Consider the following 22752-nt stretch of genomic DNA (forward strand, 5'->3'; position numbering starts at 1 on the left):
TCGCACTTTCTCACTTCACCATTCCTTACCGGAACTCGGCGGCAAGCGCAACCTAGGAAACCTATAAAAAGTATCTCCTTCATCATCTACCTCTAAAACCGCCGAAAAAATCTTCACTTGCCGAGTTAAATACTGCTGAGCAACTTCTGCCTCAACCCTAGCATTAGCTGCCAGTTGGATCAACGAAATTTGACTGTTTTGAGTTTCCAACAACTCATAAAAAGCCTCATCCAACCGCTGTTTTTGCTTGCTTTCATTCACACTTTTGACAATCAACAATCCTGTGAATCCGCCCAAACCTATTACCAATAAAAATTGTAAAATAGCCATATTCTAGACTTCATTCCTAATTTCAATAACGAAACTATAAAAATTATCTCTTTTTCGATCCCGCTGAGGCGGGCTTTATCTGTGCAGAAGCGATTTCAATCTCTTTCACCACCATCTAGAAACGATTTAAATCGCAGTCACTCTTGATTTTTTAGCCCGCACAGGCGGGCTTTATTGGTGTAAAAGCGATTTCAATCGCCGTCACTTTTGACAAGCAGCGATTTCAATCGCCGTCATTAATTAAACTTGAGGTCGCACCAAATTTTCGATTCCTTTAACTACCTTAGCAGATACAATCTTGTCTCCCTGCTTCAGTTGCTCCAAAACTTCTTTTCCTTCAATCATGTAACCAAAAACAGCATAGCGGCCGTCCAATAAATTCAGACCTGCGGGCGTGAGTTCAGGTTCAAACAAGAAAAAGAAAAACTGAGAAGAAGCGCTATCAGGGTCAGTTTCTGTACGGGCCATGGCCACAGTACCGAAAGCAGAAAAAGGCAAAACAGGCTCGTCGCGATAACGTCCTGCATCTTCTAGAGTAATCCCGTAAATAGGTTCTTTTTCGTCCCTGACGAGCACTTCTAGCGGCACATTCCGGTATTTGCCAGTATCTGGGTCAATAAAACCGACTTCCTTGCCTTCGGGGTCTCCCGTTTGCAAAACGTAGGATTCTTCCGATCGAATAAACGGCAAACCGTCATAAAAACCTCGATCGACCAAATCCACAAAATTACCAGCCGTAACCGGGGCGCTGTAGCCGTCAACCACAACATTAATTTCCCCTTTTTCAGTTTGTACAGCCACAGTAGCGCGCCCTTTCAGTTGAGGCAGATTAGCATACTTGGCAGGCACTTCAAACGGAAACTTTGTCACCATCAATTCTTCGATTTCGCCTACCGAACCTAAGATTGTGGCTTTCAAGTCAATCACTTTGTCCCTGTCTTTAGCCTCAACAGCCTTTTCCAGTTGAGCAACTTTCTCCTTGACTCCTGCAACTAGCGCCTCAGCTTCCGGCTTTTTGGCATCAGGAATACTCTCTAAAAGGTCAGATTCCCGAAGGTTGAGAATCCTGGAAGCCTTGCTGACATCACTGCTAATGGGCCCCCAACGTTTAGACCGTATGTGGTTGCCAATGTCTTCGAGACTGATTTGCAACTCTCGCACAGTCTGATTGTCAATAGGTAAAGCGTAGCGCAGCAGCGCCCGGCCGTCCGTAATCGCATTCCCCGCAGGCATACTGCTGCTGGGGCGTTTGGCATGGGAAACTGAACTGAAACTCAGGGAGAGAGTGAACAGCAAGAGCGCTAAAGCGACGGTTTTTCCCCAGCGCTTGCACGTATCGATCGAGAAATTAGGCCAATGCAACATAACTTTAACTTTTATTGCCTCTATTATCTTCCCACAGCGCTGTCGGCCTTCTATCCCTTAATGCCGTACACTACTTGCGGCAGAACTTCCTTCCCTTGAGAGCTTTTTAGCTTTGAGTACAGCACTTGCTCCCTTTGAACGGTAAAATAAAATGCCAATTGCTTTTTTGATGCCGTCAGCTAAACAGCAGCTTTAACCTGACCCGCTCAAAAACGGATACAATCCCCAGACTCCTGTCGTGGAGAGATCAAAATTTTAGATCAAGGTTCAATCTCCCAAATTCATCTGTGGAGTAAATCTAAAATCTAAAATCTAAAATCTAAAATCGACTGACTGTAGTTCCCCCGTGCCCCAAGGCGACGGGATTGCCCGCAAAAATTTATATGATCTCCAGTAACGACTTTCGACCAGGTGTTTCAATTGAATGGAATAACGGCGTGTGGCGGGTTATCGAATTCCTCCACGTCAAGCCAGGAAAAGGCTCGGCTTTTGTGCGGACAAAATTAAAAAACGTCCAAACCGGAAACGTAGTAGAACAAACCTTCCGGGCGGGCGAGACTATGCCTCAAGCCAACCTGGAAAAGAGCGTGATGCAACATACCTATAAAGAAGGCGACGAGTTTGTCTTTATGGATATGGAAACTTACGAGGAAAGCCGCCTCAATGCTAAGCAAATAGGCGATCGTGTCAAGTACCTCAATGAAGGTATGGAAGTCAATATCCTTCGCTGGAACGACCAAATCCTGGAAGTGGAACTGCCCAACTCTGTCGTCTTGGAAGTGACACAAACCGATCCTGGAGTCAAAGGAGATACTGCCACTGGTGGCAGCAAACCCGCCATCCTCTCCACTGGCGCTCAGATTATGGTGCCTCTATTTATTTCCATTGGAGAACGGATTCGGATTGATACTCGTGAAGACAAGTACCTCGGCCGAGAGTAGAAACGAGGGAGGAAAAGGGAGTTTTTAGTTCTGAGTTATGAGTTAAAGAAGTCAAAATTCAACACTCATCGCTCACAGCTTAAAAACTAGCCTTTTGCCTCCAAACTCGCTGAATTATCCTAGCTTCGCCTCAACCCGAATCTTCAATTTTCAATTCTTAATTACCCTTGAATCTGCTGTGCAACTAGACTTAAACCAGCTTTGCGAACTGCTAACTGTATTAGACAAAACTGGCATTTCGGAACTGACCTTAAAAAGTGGAGAGATTGAACTGACAGTACGCAAAGGCATTCTGACAAGTTCACCAGCAACCGCTGCTGCGCTCCCTGCTGCCGTGCCTACAGTCGCTCCCATCGCGTTGGGTGCTGTTGCTAGCCCCACCTTAGCGTCACCTCCTGCTGTCAACCAAAATTTAGGAGCCGAGTCTGCTGAGACCCCGGTCACCGCCCCTGTCGCTGTACCTGCTGCCGTACCTGCTTCTGTCGATACGAAATGGGTGCCAATTATCTCGCCCATGGTAGGAACCTTTTATCGCGCTGCTGCTCCCGACGAGCCGCCTTTTGTCAATGTGGGCGATCGCATCAAGGTCAATCAGACAGTCTGTATTATCGAAGCGATGAAGCTGATGAACGAGATCGATGCTGATGAAGTCTCCGGTCAAGTGATGGAAATTTTAGTTCAAAATGGCGAACCTGTCGAATACGGTCAAGTGTTGATGCGAATTAATCCGGATTGAAGGATTACTTTATTGTTATGGACAGAATAAATGCTAATATTTCCCGATCACTTCTCTCCGGTGAGTTTGATGAAGTCATCCCAGCCTGTCCCGCAAGAGGTTGTGCAACAAGTTGCTGAGTATTTCAGTATTTTGAGCGAACCCATGCGTTTACGAATTTTGAACTTGCTTCGCGACGGCGAAAAATGCGTGCAAGAATTGGTGGAAGCTACTCAAACGAGTCAAGCCAATGTTTCTAAGCACCTAAAACTCATGCTCCAAGCTGGTATCCTCACTCGCCGGAGTGAAGGGACTTCAGCTTATTATAAGGTGCAGGACGAGTTAATTTTTGAGCTGTGTAATATGGTCTGCGATCGGCTTGCCAGCAGGATCGAACAGCAAGCCCTACACTTTCGGGCATTTAGCCTAACTACGAAGCACTGAAAATTAGTGGCCAGTTCTCAGTCCTCAGTCATGAGTCATCAGTTATCAATTCCTACGATCGGCCTTCAGACCGATGACTAATGGCTTGTAACTAATGACTCATAATTACTAAAGGGGAAAATTTTTGTCAAAACTTTGGCGGGTACTCGGCTGAGCCACCTCCAAACCTTCGCCGCCTAAAAGTTCTAAAGGCTTCCCTTCCACCGAAATCCAAACCTTGGTATTCGGTTGTAAACTCGTAGCGGTATAGATAACTTGCCCTAACCGACCAGTCATCGAATTGCTCCCTCCCCCCGAAGTAAATTCGGCTGACAAATCGACATAAACTCCGTCATTCTTAACACTTAAACCCCTGAGTTTTGTCCCCTTAGGAATTTCGCTAGAAACAGTTCCATCCTTCGGCCCCGCCAACAAACTATTAAAAGCAGCTTGTAAAGCTGCATCAGGCTTGTCAGCTTGTTTGACAGCTACTTTCGTAGGAACTCCCTCAAATTTACCGCTGGCATCTTTAACCCAGTAGACTTGCACTGTCTGGACATCCGTCTGCGGCAAAGGCTTTGGCTGTGGCGACTTTGGGACTAGAGCCTGCGGCGTCTGAACCTGCGGCGTCTGAACCTGCGGCGTCTGAACCTGCGGCGTCTGAACCTGTGGCACTTGTACAGGATTTGGAGGGGGTACGGGGATAACTACAGCAGGAGATTCCGCAGGGCTTGGGGAGAGCGGCGGAGCGGTAGTTTGAGCAGAAGACTGCGTACCTGCGGGGGTTGGCGAACGGTTCGCGGTCCACCAGGCAATGCCCCCTCCTGCCAGTAAAGCCAACCCGCAAACACCAGCAATGACGGGTGTGGAGACGCGGCGTACTTCTTGTCCATCTTTCATAATACAAATTCTCCTTACAGATAGAGCGCTTGGGACGGTGAGGAGCGACTCCCGATCAGCTACATTTGTCTATGGTTAGATTCTGGAATTGAAACAATTGCATTGCTGCTAGCGAACACTTTATAGCAAGCCCAACATATTCTGAATCCGACTATTGGAATCCTAGACCATAATATAAGATTTCGCCCGTGGAGTATGTCACAGTATCTCGATCGGCCTAGTGGCTATATTCTATAGTAATCATAAAAAATTAAAGAATAAAGGAAGAAAGAAAAAGAAAAAAGGAAGAAGGAAGGTCGCCGATAGAATGTAAGGGGGGTAACGGATTTAACGGATAGAAGGAAGAAGGATGTCTAATAAAATATTTTTCCCCACACAAAAAGCGCCCCTATTTCTAGGAGCGCTTTTTGTTTATCTCAGACTAAAACTTAGCCATTGATAGAAGGAGCAACCATTGCTACAGGAGTGACTTCACCAGCAGCCAAGTCAAGCGGGAAGTTGTGAGCATTGCGCTCGTGCATTACTTCCATACCCAAGTTAGCGCGGTTGATCACATCAGCCCAAGTATTGATGACACGACCTTGAGAGTCGATAATCGATTGGTTGAAGTTGAAACCGTTCAAGTTGAAAGCCATCGTGGAGATACCCAAAGCGGTAAACCAGATGCCGACTACTGGCCATGCACCTAACAAGAAGTGCAAGGAACGGCTGTTGTTGAAGGAAGCGTATTGGAAAATCAAACGACCGAAGTAGCCGTGGACTGCGACGAAGTTGTAGGTTTCTTCTTCTTGACCGAATTTGTAACCGTAGTTTTGCGATTCGGTTTCGGTTGTTTCACGAACCAAGGAAGATGTTACCAAAGAACCGTGCATGGCGGAGAACAAGCTACCACCGAAGACACCAGCAACTCCCAACATGTGGAACGGGTGCATCAGGATGTTGTGCTCAGCTTGGAACACGATCATGAAGTTGAATGTGCCGGAGATACCCAAAGGCATACCGTCAGAGAACGAACCTTGACCAATTGGGTAGATCAAGAATACTGCGGTGGCTGCTGCAACTGGTGCAGAGTAAGCGACGCAGATCCAAGGACGCATACCTAAGCGGTAGGACAATTCCCATTCGCGACCCATGTAGCAAAATACACCGATCAGGAAGTGGAAAATTACCAATTGGTAAGGGCCGCCGTTGTACAACCACTCATCGAGGGAAGCTGCTTCCCAGATTGGGTAGAAGTGTAAGCCGATGGCGTTGGATGAAGGAACAACTGCACCTGTGATGATGTTGTTTCCGTACATTAAGGAACCTGCTACTGGTTCGCGGATGCCGTCGATGTCCACTGGAGGGGCAGCGATGAAGGCGATGATGTAGCAGATGGTGGCGCTCAGGAGGGTGGGAATCATCAAGACGCCGAACCAACCTACATAAATGCGGTTGTCGGTGCTTGTGACCCACTCACAAAAGCGTTCCCAGACGTTGGCGCTTTCGCGCTGCTGTAAGGTCGTTGTCATTTGTTTATGATTGCTTTATTTGGTTTTCAATGTTCGTGACGGTTTTGTGTTCCGCCATGTAAATAAACATAAAGCATTTATTTCAGTTTGTAAAGGGCTTCTAAGCACAGTTTTTTTTATAAATAGTATAATCAGAGCTTATGTAAGCCTGGAAAGCTTGCTTTGTGGGGTTTTTAAAAGCAGAAGGTGGACTTTGTGGACGATCGCCCACAAATGAAGAATACTCATAATCTACCTGGGCAACGAGATTCCGGGCTTGCGTCAGTGTTAAGATAGATGAAGGGTGGCGATCGCCAACCGCAAAACTCGCACTGCACAGATATATGTTCTTGCACAAGTCCGCTCGATAAAAGTCCCAACGAATGTCCCGCACCGTCACATACAGCCCTGCTTATACTCTGGTTCCTACTTACGAGTGTTTTAACCGCTGCACCTATTGCAATTTTCGGGCAGAACCCCTGCAAAGTCCTTGGCTGACACTACCAGAAGCCGAAAAACAGCTCAACTTGCTGCAAACTCAAGGTGTAATTGAAATTCTCATCCTCAGCGGCGAGGTACATCCTCACAGTCAACGGCGAAAAGCCTGGTTGCAGCGGATTTACGATTTGTGCGAACTGGCACTAGCCCTGGGATTTTTGCCACATACTAATGTGGGGCCGCTCAGCTTTGAGGAGATGGCACAGTTAAAAAAGGTAAATGTATCGATGGGGCTGATGCTAGAACAACTTGCCCCACATTTGTTACAAAGTGTTCACCGGCACGCACCGAGTAAAGTTCCGGCGCTGCGGCTGCAACAGTTAGAATGGGCTGGGGAATTGAAGATTCCGTTTACAACTGGTTTGCTGCTGGGAATTGGGGAAAGTCAGACCGATTGGGTGCAGACATTAGAGGCGATCGCCCGCATTCATTCGCGTTACAATCACATTCAAGAAGTTATCCTCCAGCCACACAGTCCGGGAAATCAGCAAAGTTGGGACAGTGAAGTTTTTGAGCCTACAAAAATGCCGGAAGTAATTGCGATCGCCCGCAGCATTTTACCATCTGAAATCAGGCTGCAAATTCCGCCGAATTTAGTTGCACAGCCCGACATATTACTTGCTTGTTTAGAAGCAGGTGCTAGAGATTTAGGAGGAATTGGGCCGCGGGATGAAGTTAATCCCGATTATCCTCACCTGCAACACCAAACTTTAACAGAAATTTTAGTAGCATCGGAATGGCAACTTGTGCAGCGTTTGCCTGTTTATCCTCAGTACGATAAGTGGCTGCCCCAGACATTGCAAACTGCTGTCAAACAATTCAGAGTTAGTAATTAGAAATTCTTATTTCTTAGTCCGCGCAGGCGGACTTTTTTTGACAAGAAGCGGTTTCAACCGCCGAGTAATAAAAATAAACTATTGAGATTTTAAATCAAAGAACCGCCACCATCAATCCAGACTTCAGTACCTGTAATGAAGCTGGAGGAATGTGATACCAGAAATAACACTAATTGGGCGACTTCTTCGCTAGAACCTGCCGTATTATCCGTCAAAGGAATCATGTCTTGAATATAATCAGGCGCGACTGGAATGCGATCGAGATGGCGCTTAACGGTGCTTTCTTCAATAGCAGTTAGCACCCCGCCCGGACAGATCACATTGACTCTGATTTGGCAGGCTGCGAGCTCTAGCGCCAGCATTTTTGCAAAGGCTACTTGGGCAGCTTTTGAACAAGCGTAGGCCGTGGCACCAACTTTCCTGAAACTTCTGGTGCCATTAATCGATGATGTAATTACAATTGAACCTCCTTGTTTTTTCAGATGAGGAACAGCATACTTAACAGCCAAAAATGTTCCTCTGAGGTTGGTGTTAATTGTCCGATCCCACTCATCGGATTCTATCTCTTCTATCGGCGACCATACACCGTTAATACCCGCATTTGCAAACAAAATATCAATTCTTTGATATTCGTCAAAAATTGTTTGAAATGCTTTTTGCATTTGGTGAGAATCGCCAACATCTGCGGCAATAGCCAGCCCGCAGCCTCCTTCATTGACCAACTGGCGGACGGTTTCTTGCCCCGTTTCCAAAATGTGATCGATAATAGCAACTTTTGCGCCTTCCTTGGACATTAAAATTGCTGCTGCATGACCAATTCCCGACCCACCGCCGGTAATAACTGCAACTTTTTCTGAAAGTTTCATATTTTTTTATGTAAATATTTTTTTGCGCGATCGCATAGGATAAAAATAGGAGTAGATTGAGAGGACTAAAGTCCTCACTAAAAATAAGTTTCAGTCATCTAAATTATGAAAGTAAAAAGTGGTTTAACATAATAATTATAGCGGTAAGGTGCGCCTAGCGCACCCTACTTTAGGTAGAGGAGTACGTCAATTTTAACGCAGTCCTTACGCCTGCGGAACCCAGACTGAAACAGAACCGGCGTTACACCGAAAATCAGCCCAACCATCGTCATTAGTTGTGATTGGTTCTTTGATGTGTTCGGTGATGTCAATATAAGTTCGATTCGGTTGTCCTACTTCCATAAACTTAGTGCCATCGCCTCCGTTACTGAGTACCACAGCCATGCCACCCGGATGTTCTTCATCTCCGAGTCGCGTCCAGCCAATGGTATTGGCGTGGTCGAAGTAATCGTACTGATTGCCGTAGGAATAAGTTTGGCGCGCGAACAAGAATTTATCGAGAATAAACTGATGTTTGTCTAACCAAATCTCGTATTCGTTGCCATCGTTTGCTGTATCCTTATAGTTGGCGCCATAATAGTCCGGGTAAAAAATGCACGGATAGCCTTCGCTTCGCAGCAAGATTAAAGCGTAGGCAAGAGGTTTAAACCAAGCCTCGACAACAGATTCTAGGGATTGTAATGGTTGAGAATCATGGTTGTCCACCAAGGTAACGGCGAGGGTTGGTTGCTGTTGGACGAGGGTGTTATCAAAAATTGTTCGCAAGTCGTAGCTATTGCCGGCTTTGCTAGCAGCGTGGAAGTTGTAATGGAGGGGTGCGTCAAATAAGGAGACTTTACCATCCGTTGCTTGGATGAAGTAGTGCAAAGCTTCCACTTCGTAAGACCAATATTCACCGACGGCAAATAGGTCGCGTTGGGCATAGTGGCGAACGTGTTCCAACCATTCTTGGAAAAATTCTGCTTTAACGTGTTTGACGGCATCGAAGCGAAAGCCGTCAACGTTTGTTGTATCGACATACCACTCACCCCAGTATTTTAACTCCCCGCTGACTTCTGGGTTGTCCATATCTAAATCGCAACCCATGAGGTAGTCAAAATTACCTTTTTCTAAGTCTACTCCTCGATCGAATTCTTTGCCTTTTAGCAGGTAAACGGCATGGGTTTCTGTGTTGTAAACGTTGTAATCAATGGCGTCAAAATGCCACCAATGCCACTCCATACTAGAATATTTTTGGTCGCGTCCGGGGAAGATAAAATGCGTCCAAGCTTTGATTTTTTGATATTCGCCTACGGTGTCATTCCGGTTGTCGGGATTGAAGGGTGTGGCTTCGGCTTCTTCTTCTGCATCGGCACCTAATTTGTGGTTGAAGACAACATCGGAATAAATCCGAATTCCTGCATCTTGGGCAGCTTTAATCGCGGCCAAATACTCATCTTTTGTGCCGTATTTCGTGCGTACCGACCCTTTTTGGTCGAACTCGCCTAAATCGAATAAATCGTAGACGCCGTAACCCACATCCATGCCGCCACCTGTCCCTTTATAGGCGGGTGGCAACCACAGGGATGTAACGCCTATTTTGGCTAAATCTTTTGCAGATTTCGCTAGCTGATTCCACAGGCTGCCGTCGTCTGGGCTGTACCAGTGGAAATACTGCATCATCACGCCATTGAGTTGAGACATATATTTAGTTTTTCCTGTTTTTTTAAATTGCGATCGACATTTATGTTCGTAGCTCGCTAGTTTACGTATGTCTGCAATCTATGGTTAATAAATATCATAAAAGATGGGGCTGCTAAAAAAAATCTATCTGTTGATGTATTGACAACAGAATGTAAATTTGATAGTAATTTTAGGTAGACTAAAAAATATTAATTTGGTGGCGACTTTGCAGTAACTCGCTCAACTCTGGTGTTCCAAGTACCGTCGATGGCCAATTCCAGCAATCTAAATCCCGGCGGGATTTCGTCAAGGATAATCGGATGGCTTTTGGGTAAAAGTTGGATGCAGGTGCTGGGTGTCCCCAAGTAGGTAACTGAACCCCGCTGTTGGTGGAATTCTTGGTGAATGTGGCCGCAGAGGACGATTTTGATTTGAGGATATCGATCGACAATTGCCAAAAATTCATCGGCATTGTGCAGCATCATTCCATCCATTATTTCAGAGTCGATCGGCAGCGGATGATGGTGCAAGGCAATGATAACAGGTCGATCGCCGGTTTGTTGCAGTTGAGAGTCCAGCCAATGCAAGCTTTCTGGGGAAAGCCGCCCGCCGTCGCATCCCGCTTCCACACTCGAAAGTAATAGAAATTGCCAGTTTCCTAGCATCCATGATTGTTGTGGGGAAAGAGGCGACTGATTTAAGATTTCTGACATGACTGGGATGTTGTCGTGGTTCCCAGGTATCCAGTAGGCGGGTATTCCGAGGGGGGCGATGAGGGAGACGAGGCGCTGGTAGGATTCTGGTGTTTCGTCTTGGGATAAGTCGCCTGTGAGTAGGAGTAAGTCGGGCGGTGGCTGTATCTGTTGCAGGCGATCGAGAACTGCTTGGAGGGTGCGGGTTGTTGAGAGGCCTTTCCATTCTCGATCGATCTCTGCAAACAAGTGAGTGTCGGTGATTTGGGCGACGAGTAGGGGAGAAACTGGTGTCATGGCTGGTGTTGCGGGTCGTTGCTATAGTTCTAGAGTACCTTCCCACAAGGGTTTTGGGGATATGGAAAGGGCGATTCCCTACCCTTGGGGAACCCACGCGCGTTGGGGATAGCTGCGCTTTACGAAATTTTTGACAGGTATGTTAAAAATTTCGAGATTTGGTGTACTATAAGAAAACGTCAAATTTCAGACGTAACGGCGGCATAGCCAAGTGGTAAGGCAGAGGTCTGCAAAACCTCCACCCCCAGTTCAAATCTGGGTGCCGCCTTTTTTAATTTTTGTTAGATGTGGGGCGATCGGCAAACCTTTCGAGGGTTGTGGCGAAATTTAATTCTTTAAGACTGAGGGAAAAAGCCGGTTTCTTAACCTGATTGCGTAATTTTAGGTTAAGGATGAGAACGAGAAACCCGCTTTTTTATGTTGATAGTGTGCCCCAGACTGTTCTTGTCTCTTATGCTATTTTTTCATGGTTACTCTCACTACTCCATCACCTGTTAAACTCTTCCTCGAATTCTCTCTCTCTGTTCTATCTGGATTTTCATACGATTATATAAATCAACTGTAGGATCGGAATGACTAATGCAAGCAACTAAGGCATAACGTTGTATTTCAATTTCATCGGGTTTTGCCCATTTACGGTTACAACTTACAATTAGGGTCATGTTTCCTTGATCGTATTTTGTGGATTGAGCAAAAATTTCTACTTGCCCCCTTTGTATTGTTCCTTTTTTCCGCACAGTGGAACTAGGAGACAATGTGACTTCAATACCAGCGCCATGTTTTTCCTTTAACTTTGTTTTTGTGTTGTCTGGGGACTCATCAGGCAAACTTGTATTGGTAGCCGTTTCATAAGCATTTCTAACAATTTCGCGATCGATGCCTTTAAAAAGGTCGAATTCCATCGTGACTCCTAGATATGAGTCTCCACGAGTCGGACGAGTTGGCGGGTCAAATGCGAGGGTAATGGACAATATACGAGTGCCTTTTTTCTTCAGGAAATCAGATGGCAACTGGGGAATTTCGTAAATATGAAAACTTCCTACTTTTATCGAAATATTATCCTCTGATAGAACAACATAGTTCTCGGCGGAATACATTGCACGTTGCAGTTCAGGCTGCCCATAACCATAGATTGCTAGCTGGTTCTTAATTGTTTTTGTCTTTTCACCCTGAGGCTGCCCACTTTTACATTGAAATTCGGGCGGAATTTCTTTAGGAAGAACCGCAGAATTGACAATCAGTGCCCGAATCAAATTAGAACTAGCGTCCGGGTATTTTGTGAATAGTTGAGCAGCAAGGTTAGCAACACGAGGAGCCGCAAAGCTTGTACCACTGCATAGCTGAAACAAAGAACTGTAGTAATCTTTGGATAAAGTCCGAACAGAGACACCAGCTACATTATCTGAAAGTATATTGGTTTTAGGGGTTTTAGGTAGACCCAGACTTTCTCGACTTTCTCGATAACTGAGGTCTAATACTAAATCTCCACCAAAATCTACAACATCGGGCTTAATCATTCCATCCACTCCAAAGCCAGTTCTGGTAAATGGAGAAGGGTATCCTAGTAGTTTTGCGATTGCCTGACGACGGACATCAGAAGGTTCCGTGATGCTACCGCGACCAAATGATAAAGAACCAACGGTTAGTCCAATTGCTGAAGTCGCGGGATCGATGATTCGAGCGCTATTTTTCAGCAGATAATTTGGGTAATCAGTCCGTAGTTGCTCATTTGATTTGGCCTCTTCATAAAAAGCATTTCCTGCTGAAATTACAAAAACAATATTTTTATCTTGGTATTGATAAGCAATTTCATCGATCTTTGCAGCTAATCGAAACTGCTTCAGACCATCTCTGTAAATTTGGTCAGCGTTACCCAGTGAGATATTGATTACTTTGCAATTGGGATACTGTTTAACAAAAGCACGAATGGCTTGATCGAGTTGAGTTTCTACGAGAAGATCCTCATCATATTGGTTCTCATCGTTTGTCACACGAGCAGAAAATAGCCAAGCTGTTGGATCAAACGAACGCTGTTTAATGCAATTCTCAACATCTCCATAAATAGCAATTCCAGCGACATTAGTACCATGTCCATTTACATCGTCAGGGCCACCTTTTATGAATTGCCGATTTGCATCTGGGAATACTTCAGCTTCACCCAACACTGGAGCAATCAACGGATGACTACGCTGTACGCCAGAATCTATCACAAGAATGCCACAATTATCTTCAGGTGGGGAAACAACTTCTGGAAAACTAACAATTGGTAGATTATAATCAGCAGTGCTTTCAAATGCAGGTTGGGGAGGGCGATCGATTTCTTTAACAATTTCCACTTCTAGCAAAAGCTCTAAAACTTCATGAGTGACTTTAATGCGAGCTATACAGAGATATTCACCTATGTAGCGATCGCTCATTCTCATAGGAGCAGTATCACTGGACAAATATTCTAGTATTTCGGTAATACCATCTAAATACTTTCGCATTTCTTGGCAATCACCTGTGTGCCACAGCTCCAAATCTAAGGGCGCAAGTTCATCTGATTCTACAGGTTTTAGCTCCAATAGACGACCAATGCGATCCTCACGTTCTAGAGGAACTACGTCATCAATTGCTCCTAAATATTCATATTTAGGCCCATCTTTTATTTGACTGTAATTTTCTAACCTTTTTTTGAATTCTGTTAGCTCATTATCAGATGAAAAAACCACAATAGCTTTGTTGGGTTCACGCGCTAAACAATTAAGTCCTGTTAAAGTCACCAAATCATCTGAAATATAACCTTGTTTAGCCATTTTTAGCTTGAAAATTAACTTTGGATCGAAACGAAAGGGATTCGTTTTTTCCTTGACAGGCTCAGTCAAGATGGAAATTTGATCCAATAAATGCTTACTATGATCACTAATATTAGGGCGTTTGTTCCCGCCAAATCCAGGCTTCGATCGCCGAGGTAATTCGATGTTTATTCTAGGTAATTTCAAATGTTCAAACTTACTTACCATTAGGGCTAGACGTAAATAATTATTTTGAGTTGGCTATTATACTTTGTCTGTCTAAAAAACGCCCGATCGCAAATTCTAAATCATCAGCAGTCAAGATACGTTCGCCTCGCAGAACCACAGCTTTAATCGCATCAGAGCAGATCCTTTCTATATCTGCTCCAGTAGCACTCTCAAGCCGAGCTGCAAAACTAGATAGATCAATAGCAGTATAACGGATCGCAGACAAATAGCGACTCAAAAGAGCCGTCCGCAGTTCAACTGTTGGATTATCAAAGAAAATAACTTCATCAAAGCGTCGCCAAACTGCACTGTCCAGCAGTTTCTCATGATTAGTAGCTGCGACAAAGATACTTTGATTAGTCGCATTATCTATGAGCTGTAGTAAGCTATTCACTAGGCGTTTGACCTCACCGTGTTCATTTAAGTTATCGCGATCGCGGGCGATAGCATCAAACTCATCGAACAAAACAACCCACTCACCGTTTTCAATGTAGGTAAAAATTTTCTGAAGATTAGTTGCAGTTTGACCTAAGTAAGAAGAGAATACCGCTGTTAAGTTCACATAAACAAGCGGTAGCCCCAACGCACTGGAAAGGATTTTTGCGGTTTGAGTTTTACCGCAACCAGGTGGGCCGCAGAAAAGCAATTTGTTTTTGGGCTTCAGGTTATAGGCTACAAGGATGTCTTGCTTGCGGTTTTCAAGGACGATTTCTTGAAGGATATCAACAATTTTTTCACTGAGTACGATGCGATCCCAAGTAAGATCGAATCGTTGTACATTAAGCAAGGAAAGTCCAGTGTCCTTGTCTTTAGGAGGTTCAGGAAACTTATTCCAAGGTGCCAAATTAGCAGCTAGATGTTTGGTGTATTCAGTCCCGTTTAGAAGCAGCTTTTCTAGATCTCTAGCAAGTAAGACATGATTTTTATTTCTTTCTTCTTCAATAATTTCCCTAGCGGCAGCCAAAAACTCATCTCTTTCATTGTGAGAGAAGCTTCTGAATAGTTTTCTGAGGGTTTCGCCACGCGCCATATCTTGCAACAAGAGTTTAATACTCTACATACCTTCCTTAATTAAATATAGTCCATTTTTACTAAAAAGTCAACATTTGAAATACTGAGTTTTATGTATGGATTTTCTGTGGCTGCGATGTTTTATTTTATCTATAATTAATAACTTAATTAATCTGAATAAATTATATTTTATACAGAATTGTCAGATTACCTTACCGCTATCTTATAAGGAATGAGTAAAATTTCATTGGGCTGTAGAAGAATAAATGCCTCGTCTTTCTACGTTAAATAGAAATATGACAATTTAATTGCTAATCACTAATCGCCCTCAAGCAATTAGCAACTAGCAATATTACCCAAATTATCACATTTTGCTGATAATTCTTTGCAGGATTTCCACGCCTGATACCGCTTGCCAGCCAAACAGCCCCAACAGCACAATATTCAGAAAGATGTGAGTGTTTCTCGCCAAATCACTGCCTTTTTGCATCAAAGGAGTCAGCGAGGCTGCGATCGCAATTATTGCCATCATTCCCAACCCTGCTAGCAAGTGCGGGCCGACAAATAGCTTGCCGTTGTTGATGTAGGTGACGCCCATCCCGACGATCGCCACCGTAACCATCAAGGCTAACAGCAAAGAACCCATCTGGTGGTGCTTGACGTTGAATTTGCCCTTAATTAACTCTTTTTTGAGTTCGCCTTCTGCACTTCTGGTACGTCGGATTTGAATGCCCAGATACAAAGCATAAAATGAGATGGCCAGCAGTACCCACATTAAAATTGGGTGGATGAATTGGCTCCAAACTTTCACTGACTGAGGAATTTCGAGATTCATAGTGTTCTGAGGATTAGCAAACATACTTCATAAAACTTAGCATACCAGTCAGGCCGTCTCGTGCGACGGTAAAAATATACGGTATGAGAGACTATTATGGCTGCCACTAAACAAGACGCTGTATTGATTCAAGCCGCCAAGACTGGCAACATTATTCACGTCCAAGCTTTACTCGCTAAGAATGTTAACGCTAACGCCAAAGACTCTGAGGGGACGACGGCTTTGATGTTTGCTGCCCAAAAGGGCTATACAGAAATCGTGCGTACTCTACTAAACAATGACGCTAATGTCAACCAGGTGAGCAAGCGTTTTGGGCTAACGGCTTTGATGCTGGCGGCGGCTCACAAACAGGCTGACTCTGTGCGGCTGTTGCTGGCTGCGGGTGCTGATGTTAATGCTAAAAATGATGATGGAAGTACGGCTTTGATGGCGGCTTCTCTGAAGGGCGATATCAATGTTGTGGGGATGTTACTTGATGCTAATGCTGATGTAAATGTGCGAGATAAAGATGGAGATTCTGCTCTGAAAATAGCTGCTTTATCGGGTCACGAAGCTGTTGTCAAAGCTTTGGTGGATGCGGGTGCGGTTGCTGACAATTCTATGCTGTTTTTAGCTGTCCGTCAAGGTAGCGCTGAAATTGTGCGAATTTTGCTCAATTGTGGGGCGGATGCTAATGTTAAAAATCTAGAGAGCAAAACTGCTTTGATGCTGGCTGCGACGGCGGGAAATTTAGCAGTTGTCGAGGCGCTGTTGGCTGCTGGCGCTGATGTCGAAATTCCCGACAAAAACGGAGAAACTGCTTTAACTTTGGCTGCGGATGCCGGCAATACTGATGTAGTGCAAACTTTGCTTGGTGCGGGTGCTAATGCGAATGTGAAAAATGGAGATGGGGGTACGGCTTTGATGGCCGCTGCTGCTGGCGGAAATGCGGCGATCGCCCATATCTTACTCGATGCTGGCGCGGATATCAACGCTAAGGATAAAGATGATGAAACTGCTTTGAATCTTGCCGTGATTGAAGGCTGCGAAGATGTGGTGGAATTGCTCTTAAACCGAGGTGCTAGCGTCGGTTCGAGAAATCGGTTGGGCGATACGCCTTTACTGGTGGCTGCTGTTCACGGTCATAGTGTGATCGTATCGGCTTTACTGCAAAAAGTAAACTCAAATCGGGCTGATTTTCTGAATGCTAAAAACTTTGGGGAGACGGCTTTGACGCTGGCTGCGTTTCACGGACATACCGAGACGGTGAAGGCTTTGCTTGACGGCGGTGCCGATCCCAATGTCCCGGCGGATTTGGGGAAAACGGCTTTAATGAAGGCGTGCGATCGCGGTCATATTGCGATCGTCCAATTATTAGTCGAAAAAGGTGCCGATGTCAACTTGCTAGATGATTCGGGCGCAACTGCTTTAATGTGGGCCGCACATCGGGGTTATGCTGATGCAGTAAAGATTTTAATAGATGCTGGTGCAGAACTAAACCACAAAAATCCGGGAAATTATACAGCTTTAATGCTGGCTGAGTTTAAGGGTTCTTCCAGTGTGGTGAAATTGCTCAAAAGTGCTGGAGCACAGGAGTAAGAATGAAATAGTTTTGAGTAAGGTAATTCTGTCATTCTGAGGGTAGGCTTTGGGAAGTAAAGAAGCTCACATATCCCGACTTACGCATTGTAACGGTGTGGCAATAATTTGAGATTTTTCGCTTTACTCAGAATGACAAAATTAGGTGATTAGTGCGTCCAGGACTATGAATTAACCTCAATTTGCTTGGCGTACCCAGCCGTTAATAGTAAAGCGGCTATCAGCAAAAGCTTTTGAGGGACAGCTAACTTGCAAAACTTCGTGCATATAGCGACTTAGAAAAAATACGATGCTGTTATTGCGAGGCTCAACGGTTCTGAATGTCTTGTCCGCCACATAAAAATTGTTCTCGATTTTGCTGTCATAAATCTGCAACTCCCCACCTGAAAAACCCTTGGGTTCTCGATAGAAATAGTAAACGTAAGTAAAAAATCGGCTGGCGGTATCTGGCGATCCACTGTCGTTGTGAAGTTTATAAAAGTTGTTGTCATTGTGCATGGTTAGCTGAGCTTCTATCTCACCCAGGGGAAATGACGGAATATTTAAACTTTTCAGCACGTCGGGGAGAATTGCTTTGATGCGATTAACCATCAGTTCCGAAAATTCTGGGAACGAGTGGAGTACCATCGAACGGCGGTAATCTTCGGCATTGGTTGAGGTGCTGGTACTCACAAATTCTGATTCTTTTGCTAAGACATATTTAATGAGTTTGTTCTTTTCGGCGGGGGTTAAAAAGTTGTCTATTTGGGCGTAGCGAGATATTAAATCGTCATTTACAGGCGGCGCAGGGGCGGGAATTTCTGTGGCGGGAATTTCTACGGGAGTTGCAGGCTGCTGCGGTTGCAGTTCCTGCAAGTAAATTGGGGGTTCGGTGACTAATCCGACTAGGTTTTCGCCGGGAAAAGAAAGGGCGGAACGACCTCCGTCTATAGGGATTTGAAATAAGGTGGAAAAACCGGGTGTTTGTTGGGTGCGATCGACTAATGTTTTGATCAGGCTGTGCAATAATGGTGTATCAGATTTGAGCGTGACGGTGCATTGATGTCCGCCAGTGAGCAGGATTTTGACTTTTACGTCTTGGGGTTTAATTTGCTGTTGAATTGTGCTAGTCATAGCCGTTAGTTATAGAAGAAGAAAGTTCGGCAACGGATTCTGTAACGGATGTAACGGATGGATGGATGGAAGAACGAAGAACCAAAATTCAATCATTGCTTTAGGGCTGGCTAGAAGCCCATCCCACAATAGAATTGACTCTTTGTGGAACAGGCATCTTGTTTGGCCGTGAGAGAGACCTAAGATGTCATTACTACACTACGAACTTAATTAATGCAAGAAGTGGCGGATATCAGTGAAAACCATTGTGATTCCGAGTTGGTTGGCGGCTTGAATGGAATCTTGATCGCGCATACTTCCGCCGGGTTGGACGATCGCAATTATTCCCGCCTCAGCCGCAGTTTTGACTGAATCGTCGAAGGGGAAGAAACCATCGCTTGCCAAAATCGCTCCTTTGCTCTTCTCTCCTGCTTGTTCTAATGCTAGTTTAACTGAGCCGACGCGATTCATTTGTCCGGCGCCGACACCGATTGTAGTGCGATCGCGCGTCACAACGATCGCATTTGATTTGACGTGTTTCGCTACTTTCCAAGCAAACAGCAATTCTTCCAACTCTCCCGCCGTCGGCTGTTTCTCAGTAACAACCCGCCATTTGCTAGTTTCTTCTACTATATTATCTGAGTCTTGCACCAGCAAACCGCCTGCAATAATTTTAACGGTTTGTGGCGGCCCTTGAGTCAAATCTGGCAAAATTAATACTCGAACTTTCGCCTTTTTCTTGATAATTTCTTCTGCTTCTGGTTCGCACCCCGGCGCGACGATACATTCTAAAAATGTTTGAGTTAACGCCGTTGCGGTAGCAGCATCAATCGGGCGATTGAGGGCGACAATTCCGCCGAAAGCTGAGACTGAATCGGTGTCGAAGGCTTTTTGATAAGCTTCAGAAATAGTTGATCCCAAGGCTGTACCGCAAGGATTTGTATGCTTCAGAATAGCGGCAGCGGGTGTGTCCGGGAATTCTACGATTAGCCGCCTTGCTGCTTCTAAATCTACTAAATTATTGTAGCTTAATTCTTTGCCTTGCAGGATGGTGCTAGTCGTCCAGCCTGTCGGTGTACTTCCGCTTTGATACCAGGTGGCGGCTTGATGTGGGTTTTCCCCGTAGCGCAGAGTTTGCAACTCTTTTCCTGATAAATTAAACTGGTCGGGTAGCGAAGATTCTTCAGCGGATTGGCTGCTGAGATAATTTGCGATCGCGCGATCGTAGTTGGCTGTATGTTTAAAGGTTTCTAGGGCGCATCTTTGCCGAAACTCTAAGGATGCTTCGCCACCATTTTCCCGCAGTTCTTTTAAATAAGTATTGTACTGGTCTGGGTCGCACAAAACTGTCAAATGAGCGTGGTTTTTGGCAGAAGCTCTCAACATGGCTGGCCCGCCGATATCTATCTGCTCAATTGCGTCTGCCAGAGTAACTCCTGGTTTAGAAATTGTCTCTTCAAATGGATACAAATTGACTACAACTAGATCGATCGCCCGAATTTGATTTGCGGTTAAATCTGCGAGGTCTTCCGGTATATCGCGGCGTGCTAAAATGCCACCGTGGATTCGTGGGTGAAGTGTTTTGACTCGCCCTCCCAAAATTTCGGGAGAACCAGTATATTCCGCAACTTTGGTCACTGGGATGCCTGCTTCTTTGAGGGCAGTTGCTGTCCCGCCACTACTAATTATGTCAAATTCAAATTCTTCTACTAGACTGCGCGCTAAGTCGATTAGTCCGGTTTTATTGGATGTGCTCAAAAGTGCTAGACGTGCCATTGGTTTGAAGTTGCGATCGCAAAAATAGATAGGTTATATTCTATATCACATCTGCCTGCAGGAAGATGATTTGGTAATGGCTAATTATGATTATTTTTAATAAACAAAGATGAGTTCGCTTATTTTCGACCATATTTTTTATCAAACTTATATAATATTTTATACTGACCAGTGGCTTCTAAATATGTAGAACTTGCGCGTGGAACTGGTTATTTTATGAGTGCAAGGGGGATTGAAGCCATATCCAGCTTGCACAGTTCGTGTCGCTACGTAAGTGTCAATGTTGTTGAAGTTACTTAATAAAACTTAATAGATAAATCTATAGCGATCGCTGTTGAATTTTAACGATGTTTTATGATGAATTCTAAAAGTCATGTGCTAGCATCGGGTGTAAATTGCTCTCTCCCTAAATTTCCCGGAAATTTGGGCGCTCGCAACACCTTAATCTAGAAAATAATTTGGTAGGGTTGAAATATGTTTTTTCAAGAAGCCGATCCAGAAAATAAGCTCAGTAATATTAGCAGAAATCATAAAAAAACTGCTCACAATATGACCCAGAGAACAGACTACCAACAGATTCCCAAAAAAAGAGCAGAGAATTCGACAGAGGCTAACATTTCCGAAGCTTATAGTCTTAGTCTGTGCGAATTGCAGCAGATGGAGCGAGCAATGGAACAGCTAAAGCAGGATTTGAAAGCTAGCGAATCTCGGTTTCGGAATGTGATCGAAAAAAATGCCGACGGCATCGCAATTGTTAACAAGCGAGGACTTGTCTGTTTTGCCAACCCGTCAGCAGAAGCACTGTTTAATTGCAAAGCAGACGAACTTTTAGGGCAAGCATTTTTTGGCAATTTAGTAGTAGAAGTTTCAGCTTGCGACCTTGAGATGGCGACGGATATTATTCCCCAAGTGGGGAAAACAGAAGCACCAGGAACTCGCGTCGTGCAAACAGAAGTTGAAGCTATTCGCAAGCAAAAAGCAAATGCTGTAGTAGAAATGCGGGTGGTGGAAACGGAATGGGATGGAGAAATGGCTTATTTAGCTACGCTACGGGACATTACCGATCGCAAGCGCGCAGAAGAAATGCTTTGGTTGTACGATCGAGCTATAGCAGCTACTAGCACTGGAGTTACGATTTCTGACGCCACTGACCCCGAAAATCCAATTATTTATTGCAATCCGGCATTTGAAAGCATGACAGGTTATCGGCGGCAGGAAATTATCGGAAAAAACGGCCGATTTTTGCACGGAAGCGATACCGATCCGGCGGCAGTAGAAATAATTCGCCAAGCCTTGCAAACAGAAAGTGAATGCAAGGTAATATTAAAGAATTACCGCAAAGACGGAACAGCTTTCTGGAATTGTTTCTCAATATCTCCTGTGCGCGATCGAATGGGGAAATTAACTCATTTTATTGGCGTACAGAGAGACATCACTGAGCGCAAGCAAGCCGAAGAAGCCTTGCATAACTCCGAAGCACAAAGCAGAGAACGGGCCGCTCAACTAGCAGCGACACTTAACCAACTCAAAGCTACTAATTCCCAATTAGTTCAAAGCGAAAAAATGTCTAGTTTGGGATTGCTACTTGCCGGCGTCGCTCACGAAATTAACAACCCAGTCAGCTTCATTTACGGCAATCTCGCTCATCTCACAAATTATACTCAAGACTTGTTTGATCACCTGGAACTTTATCAACAGCACTATCCTAATCCAGTCGCCGAAATTCAAGAGCAAAGAGAAAAGAATGAACTCGATTTTTTAGCTGAAGATTTACCTAAAATACTGTCTTCAATGAGCGTTGGTGTCGAGCGGATTTGCCAGATTGTGCAGTCGCTGCGGAACTTTTCGCGGCATGACGATTCACAGATGAAACCCGTTAACCTCCACGAAGGTATTGACAGCACGCTGTTAATTTTAAATCACCGTTTGAAAGGGAACGGAGAAAAGCCGCAAATTCAAATTGTAAAACAATACGGAGAATTGCCGACTGTTGAGTGTTTTGCTGGGCCGATCAATCAAGTTTTTATGAATATTCTCAGCAATGCGATCGATGCTTTAGAAGATGCTAACAGTAGGCAAAGTTGTCAAGAAATGCTAAAAAATCTCAGCCAAATTAGGATTGGTACTGAAGTTGTCGGCAATCTTGTAGAAATTAAAATTGCCGACAACGGCCCGGGAATAACTGAGCAAGTCAAACAGCAGATATTCGATACATTTTTTACTACCAAGCCCATTGGCAAAGGCACGGGAATGGGCTTGTCAATTAGCTATCAAATTATTGTAGAAAGGCACAAAGGCGAATTATATTGTACTTCGGAATTGGGCAAAGGCACGGAATTTACTATCAGAATTCCGATCGCACCTTAGCGCGGAATGTGCAATCTGCACCTTACCAACTTGATATAGAGGCAAACAAGCGAGCGGGACGCTCGCACTCCTAAAA

The 22752-nt window shown here is 44.7% G+C and carries 18 protein-coding genes and 1 tRNA gene; 7 read left to right on the top strand and 12 right to left on the bottom strand.

Annotation, left to right across the window (positions count from 1 at the left end; genetic code table 11):
• Positions 1-15 precede the first annotated feature (15 nt).
• Complete coding sequence (locus QUA27_RS09800) at positions 16-330, bottom strand: hypothetical protein (protein WP_333067685.1); 315 nt, start codon at positions 328-330, stop codon at positions 16-18.
• Positions 331-570: 240 nt separating this feature from the next.
• Entirely contained in the window at positions 571-1695 is a 1125-nt protein-coding gene (locus QUA27_RS09805; protein ID WP_333067686.1) for a peptidylprolyl isomerase, read from the bottom strand.
• Between the two features lie 383 nt (positions 1696-2078).
• Between QUA27_RS09805 and efp the strand changes: the two genes are divergently transcribed.
• From efp to QUA27_RS09820, 3 genes are all read left to right on the top strand, one after another.
• Positions 2079-2636, top strand: coding sequence for an elongation factor P (gene efp, locus QUA27_RS09810; RefSeq protein ID WP_333067687.1), 558 nt, complete (start codon positions 2079-2081; stop codon positions 2634-2636).
• Between the two features lie 178 nt (positions 2637-2814).
• Complete coding sequence (gene accB / locus QUA27_RS09815) at positions 2815-3372, top strand: acetyl-CoA carboxylase biotin carboxyl carrier protein (protein ID WP_333067688.1); 558 nt, start codon at positions 2815-2817, stop codon at positions 3370-3372.
• A gap of 30 nt (positions 3373-3402) precedes the next feature.
• Positions 3403-3795 (top strand): ArsR/SmtB family transcription factor, encoded by a 393-nt coding sequence (locus QUA27_RS09820; RefSeq protein WP_006631662.1) that lies wholly within the window; start codon positions 3403-3405, stop codon positions 3793-3795.
• A 108-nt stretch (positions 3796-3903) separates the two neighbouring features.
• On the opposite strand, the gene QUA27_RS09825 is transcribed toward QUA27_RS09820, so the two are convergent.
• Entirely contained in the window at positions 3904-4674 is a 771-nt protein-coding gene (locus QUA27_RS09825) for a GerMN domain-containing protein (RefSeq protein WP_333067689.1), read from the bottom strand.
• Between the two features lie 428 nt (positions 4675-5102).
• On the bottom strand, positions 5103-6185 hold the full coding sequence (gene psbA, locus QUA27_RS09830; RefSeq protein WP_333067690.1) for a photosystem II reaction center subunit D1: 1083 nt from the start codon (positions 6183-6185) through the stop codon (positions 5103-5105).
• A 362-nt stretch (positions 6186-6547) separates the two neighbouring features.
• Between psbA and cofG the strand changes: the two genes are divergently transcribed.
• Positions 6548-7498, top strand: a complete 951-nt coding sequence (gene cofG, locus QUA27_RS09835) for a 7,8-didemethyl-8-hydroxy-5-deazariboflavin synthase subunit CofG (RefSeq protein ID WP_333067691.1) — start codon at positions 6548-6550, stop codon at positions 7496-7498.
• Between the two features lie 89 nt (positions 7499-7587).
• Here the strand turns inward: cofG and QUA27_RS09840 are convergent, their stop codons facing one another.
• The 3 genes from QUA27_RS09840 to cpdA all read right to left on the bottom strand — a co-directional run bounded on the left by QUA27_RS09840 (position 7588) and on the right by cpdA (position 11015).
• The gene (locus QUA27_RS09840; protein WP_333067692.1) at positions 7588-8364 is read right to left on the bottom strand and encodes an SDR family oxidoreductase; all 777 of its coding nucleotides are present in this window, start codon (positions 8362-8364) and stop codon (positions 7588-7590) included.
• Positions 8365-8568: 204 nt separating this feature from the next.
• On the bottom strand, positions 8569-10047 hold the full coding sequence (locus QUA27_RS09845; protein ID WP_333067694.1) for an alpha-amylase: 1479 nt from the start codon (positions 10045-10047) through the stop codon (positions 8569-8571).
• 188 nt (positions 10048-10235) lie between these two features.
• Complete coding sequence (gene cpdA, locus QUA27_RS09850; RefSeq protein WP_333067695.1) at positions 10236-11015, bottom strand: 3',5'-cyclic-AMP phosphodiesterase; 780 nt, start codon at positions 11013-11015, stop codon at positions 10236-10238.
• 197 nt (positions 11016-11212) lie between these two features.
• On the opposite strand from cpdA, the gene QUA27_RS09855 reads away from it, so the two are divergent.
• A tRNA-Cys gene (locus QUA27_RS09855) sits at positions 11213-11283 on the top strand.
• Between the two features lie 226 nt (positions 11284-11509).
• Here QUA27_RS09855 and QUA27_RS09860 read toward each other — a convergent pair.
• The 3 genes from QUA27_RS09860 to QUA27_RS09870 all read right to left on the bottom strand — a co-directional run bounded on the left by QUA27_RS09860 (position 11510) and on the right by QUA27_RS09870 (position 15863).
• Positions 11510-14017: a S8 family peptidase gene (locus tag QUA27_RS09860; RefSeq protein WP_333067696.1), complete on the bottom strand. Its 2508-nt coding sequence runs from the start codon at positions 14015-14017 to the stop codon at positions 11510-11512.
• A gap of 19 nt (positions 14018-14036) precedes the next feature.
• Complete coding sequence (locus QUA27_RS09865; RefSeq protein ID WP_333067697.1) at positions 14037-15059, bottom strand: AAA family ATPase; 1023 nt, start codon at positions 15057-15059, stop codon at positions 14037-14039.
• A gap of 333 nt (positions 15060-15392) precedes the next feature.
• Positions 15393-15863, bottom strand: coding sequence for a DUF4079 domain-containing protein (locus QUA27_RS09870; protein ID WP_333067698.1), 471 nt, complete (start codon positions 15861-15863; stop codon positions 15393-15395).
• A 96-nt stretch (positions 15864-15959) separates the two neighbouring features.
• On the opposite strand from QUA27_RS09870, the gene QUA27_RS09875 reads away from it, so the two are divergent.
• Complete coding sequence (locus tag QUA27_RS09875; RefSeq protein ID WP_333067699.1) at positions 15960-17441, top strand: ankyrin repeat domain-containing protein; 1482 nt, start codon at positions 15960-15962, stop codon at positions 17439-17441.
• 177 nt (positions 17442-17618) lie between these two features.
• Here the strand turns inward: QUA27_RS09875 and QUA27_RS09880 are convergent, their stop codons facing one another.
• Both QUA27_RS09880 and purH read right to left on the bottom strand, forming a co-directional pair.
• Complete coding sequence (locus QUA27_RS09880) at positions 17619-18554, bottom strand: 2OG-Fe(II) oxygenase (RefSeq protein ID WP_333067700.1); 936 nt, start codon at positions 18552-18554, stop codon at positions 17619-17621.
• Positions 18555-18764: 210 nt separating this feature from the next.
• Entirely contained in the window at positions 18765-20309 is a 1545-nt protein-coding gene (gene purH / locus QUA27_RS09885) for a bifunctional phosphoribosylaminoimidazolecarboxamide formyltransferase/IMP cyclohydrolase (protein ID WP_333067701.1), read from the bottom strand.
• A gap of 474 nt (positions 20310-20783) precedes the next feature.
• Between purH and QUA27_RS09890 the strand changes: the two genes are divergently transcribed.
• The gene (locus tag QUA27_RS09890) at positions 20784-22676 is read left to right on the top strand and encodes a PAS domain-containing sensor histidine kinase (protein WP_333067702.1); all 1893 of its coding nucleotides are present in this window, start codon (positions 20784-20786) and stop codon (positions 22674-22676) included.
• Positions 22677-22752 lie beyond the last annotated feature (76 nt).

It is taken from the genome of Microcoleus harperi Pol14_C6 (assembly GCF_036701295.1).
Lineage (GTDB): Bacteria > Cyanobacteriota > Cyanobacteriia > Cyanobacteriales > Microcoleaceae > Microcoleus.

Bases quoted from the DNA above. Each gene is read 5' to 3' on its own strand.
- QUA27_RS09800 (WP_333067685.1), bottom strand. From the start codon at position 330: ATGGCTATTTTACAATTTTTATTGGTAATAGGTTTGGGCGGATTCACA.
- QUA27_RS09805 (WP_333067686.1), bottom strand. From the start codon at position 1,695: ATGTTGCATTGGCCTAATTTCTCGATCGATACGTGCAAGCGCTGGGGA.
- efp (WP_333067687.1), top strand. From the start codon at position 2,079: ATGATCTCCAGTAACGACTTTCGACCAGGTGTTTCAATTGAATGGAAT.
- QUA27_RS09820 (WP_006631662.1), top strand. From the start codon at position 3,403: ATGCTAATATTTCCCGATCACTTCTCTCCGGTGAGTTTGATGAAGTCA.
- QUA27_RS09825 (WP_333067689.1), bottom strand. From the start codon at position 4,674: ATGAAAGATGGACAAGAAGTACGCCGCGTCTCCACACCCGTCATTGCT.
- psbA (WP_333067690.1), bottom strand. From the start codon at position 6,185: ATGACAACGACCTTACAGCAGCGCGAAAGCGCCAACGTCTGGGAACGC.
- cofG (WP_333067691.1), top strand. From the start codon at position 6,548: ATGTCCCGCACCGTCACATACAGCCCTGCTTATACTCTGGTTCCTACT.
- QUA27_RS09840 (WP_333067692.1), bottom strand. From the start codon at position 8,364: ATGAAACTTTCAGAAAAAGTTGCAGTTATTACCGGCGGTGGGTCGGGA.
- QUA27_RS09845 (WP_333067694.1), bottom strand. From the start codon at position 10,047: ATGTCTCAACTCAATGGCGTGATGATGCAGTATTTCCACTGGTACAGC.
- cpdA (WP_333067695.1), bottom strand. From the start codon at position 11,015: ATGACACCAGTTTCTCCCCTACTCGTCGCCCAAATCACCGACACTCAC.
- QUA27_RS09860 (WP_333067696.1), bottom strand. From the start codon at position 14,017: ATGGTAAGTAAGTTTGAACATTTGAAATTACCTAGAATAAACATCGAA.
- QUA27_RS09870 (WP_333067698.1), bottom strand. From the start codon at position 15,863: ATGAATCTCGAAATTCCTCAGTCAGTGAAAGTTTGGAGCCAATTCATC.
- QUA27_RS09875 (WP_333067699.1), top strand. From the start codon at position 15,960: ATGGCTGCCACTAAACAAGACGCTGTATTGATTCAAGCCGCCAAGACT.
- QUA27_RS09880 (WP_333067700.1), bottom strand. From the start codon at position 18,554: ATGACTAGCACAATTCAACAGCAAATTAAACCCCAAGACGTAAAAGTC.
- purH (WP_333067701.1), bottom strand. From the start codon at position 20,309: ATGGCACGTCTAGCACTTTTGAGCACATCCAATAAAACCGGACTAATC.
- QUA27_RS09890 (WP_333067702.1), top strand. From the start codon at position 20,784: ATGTTTTTTCAAGAAGCCGATCCAGAAAATAAGCTCAGTAATATTAGC.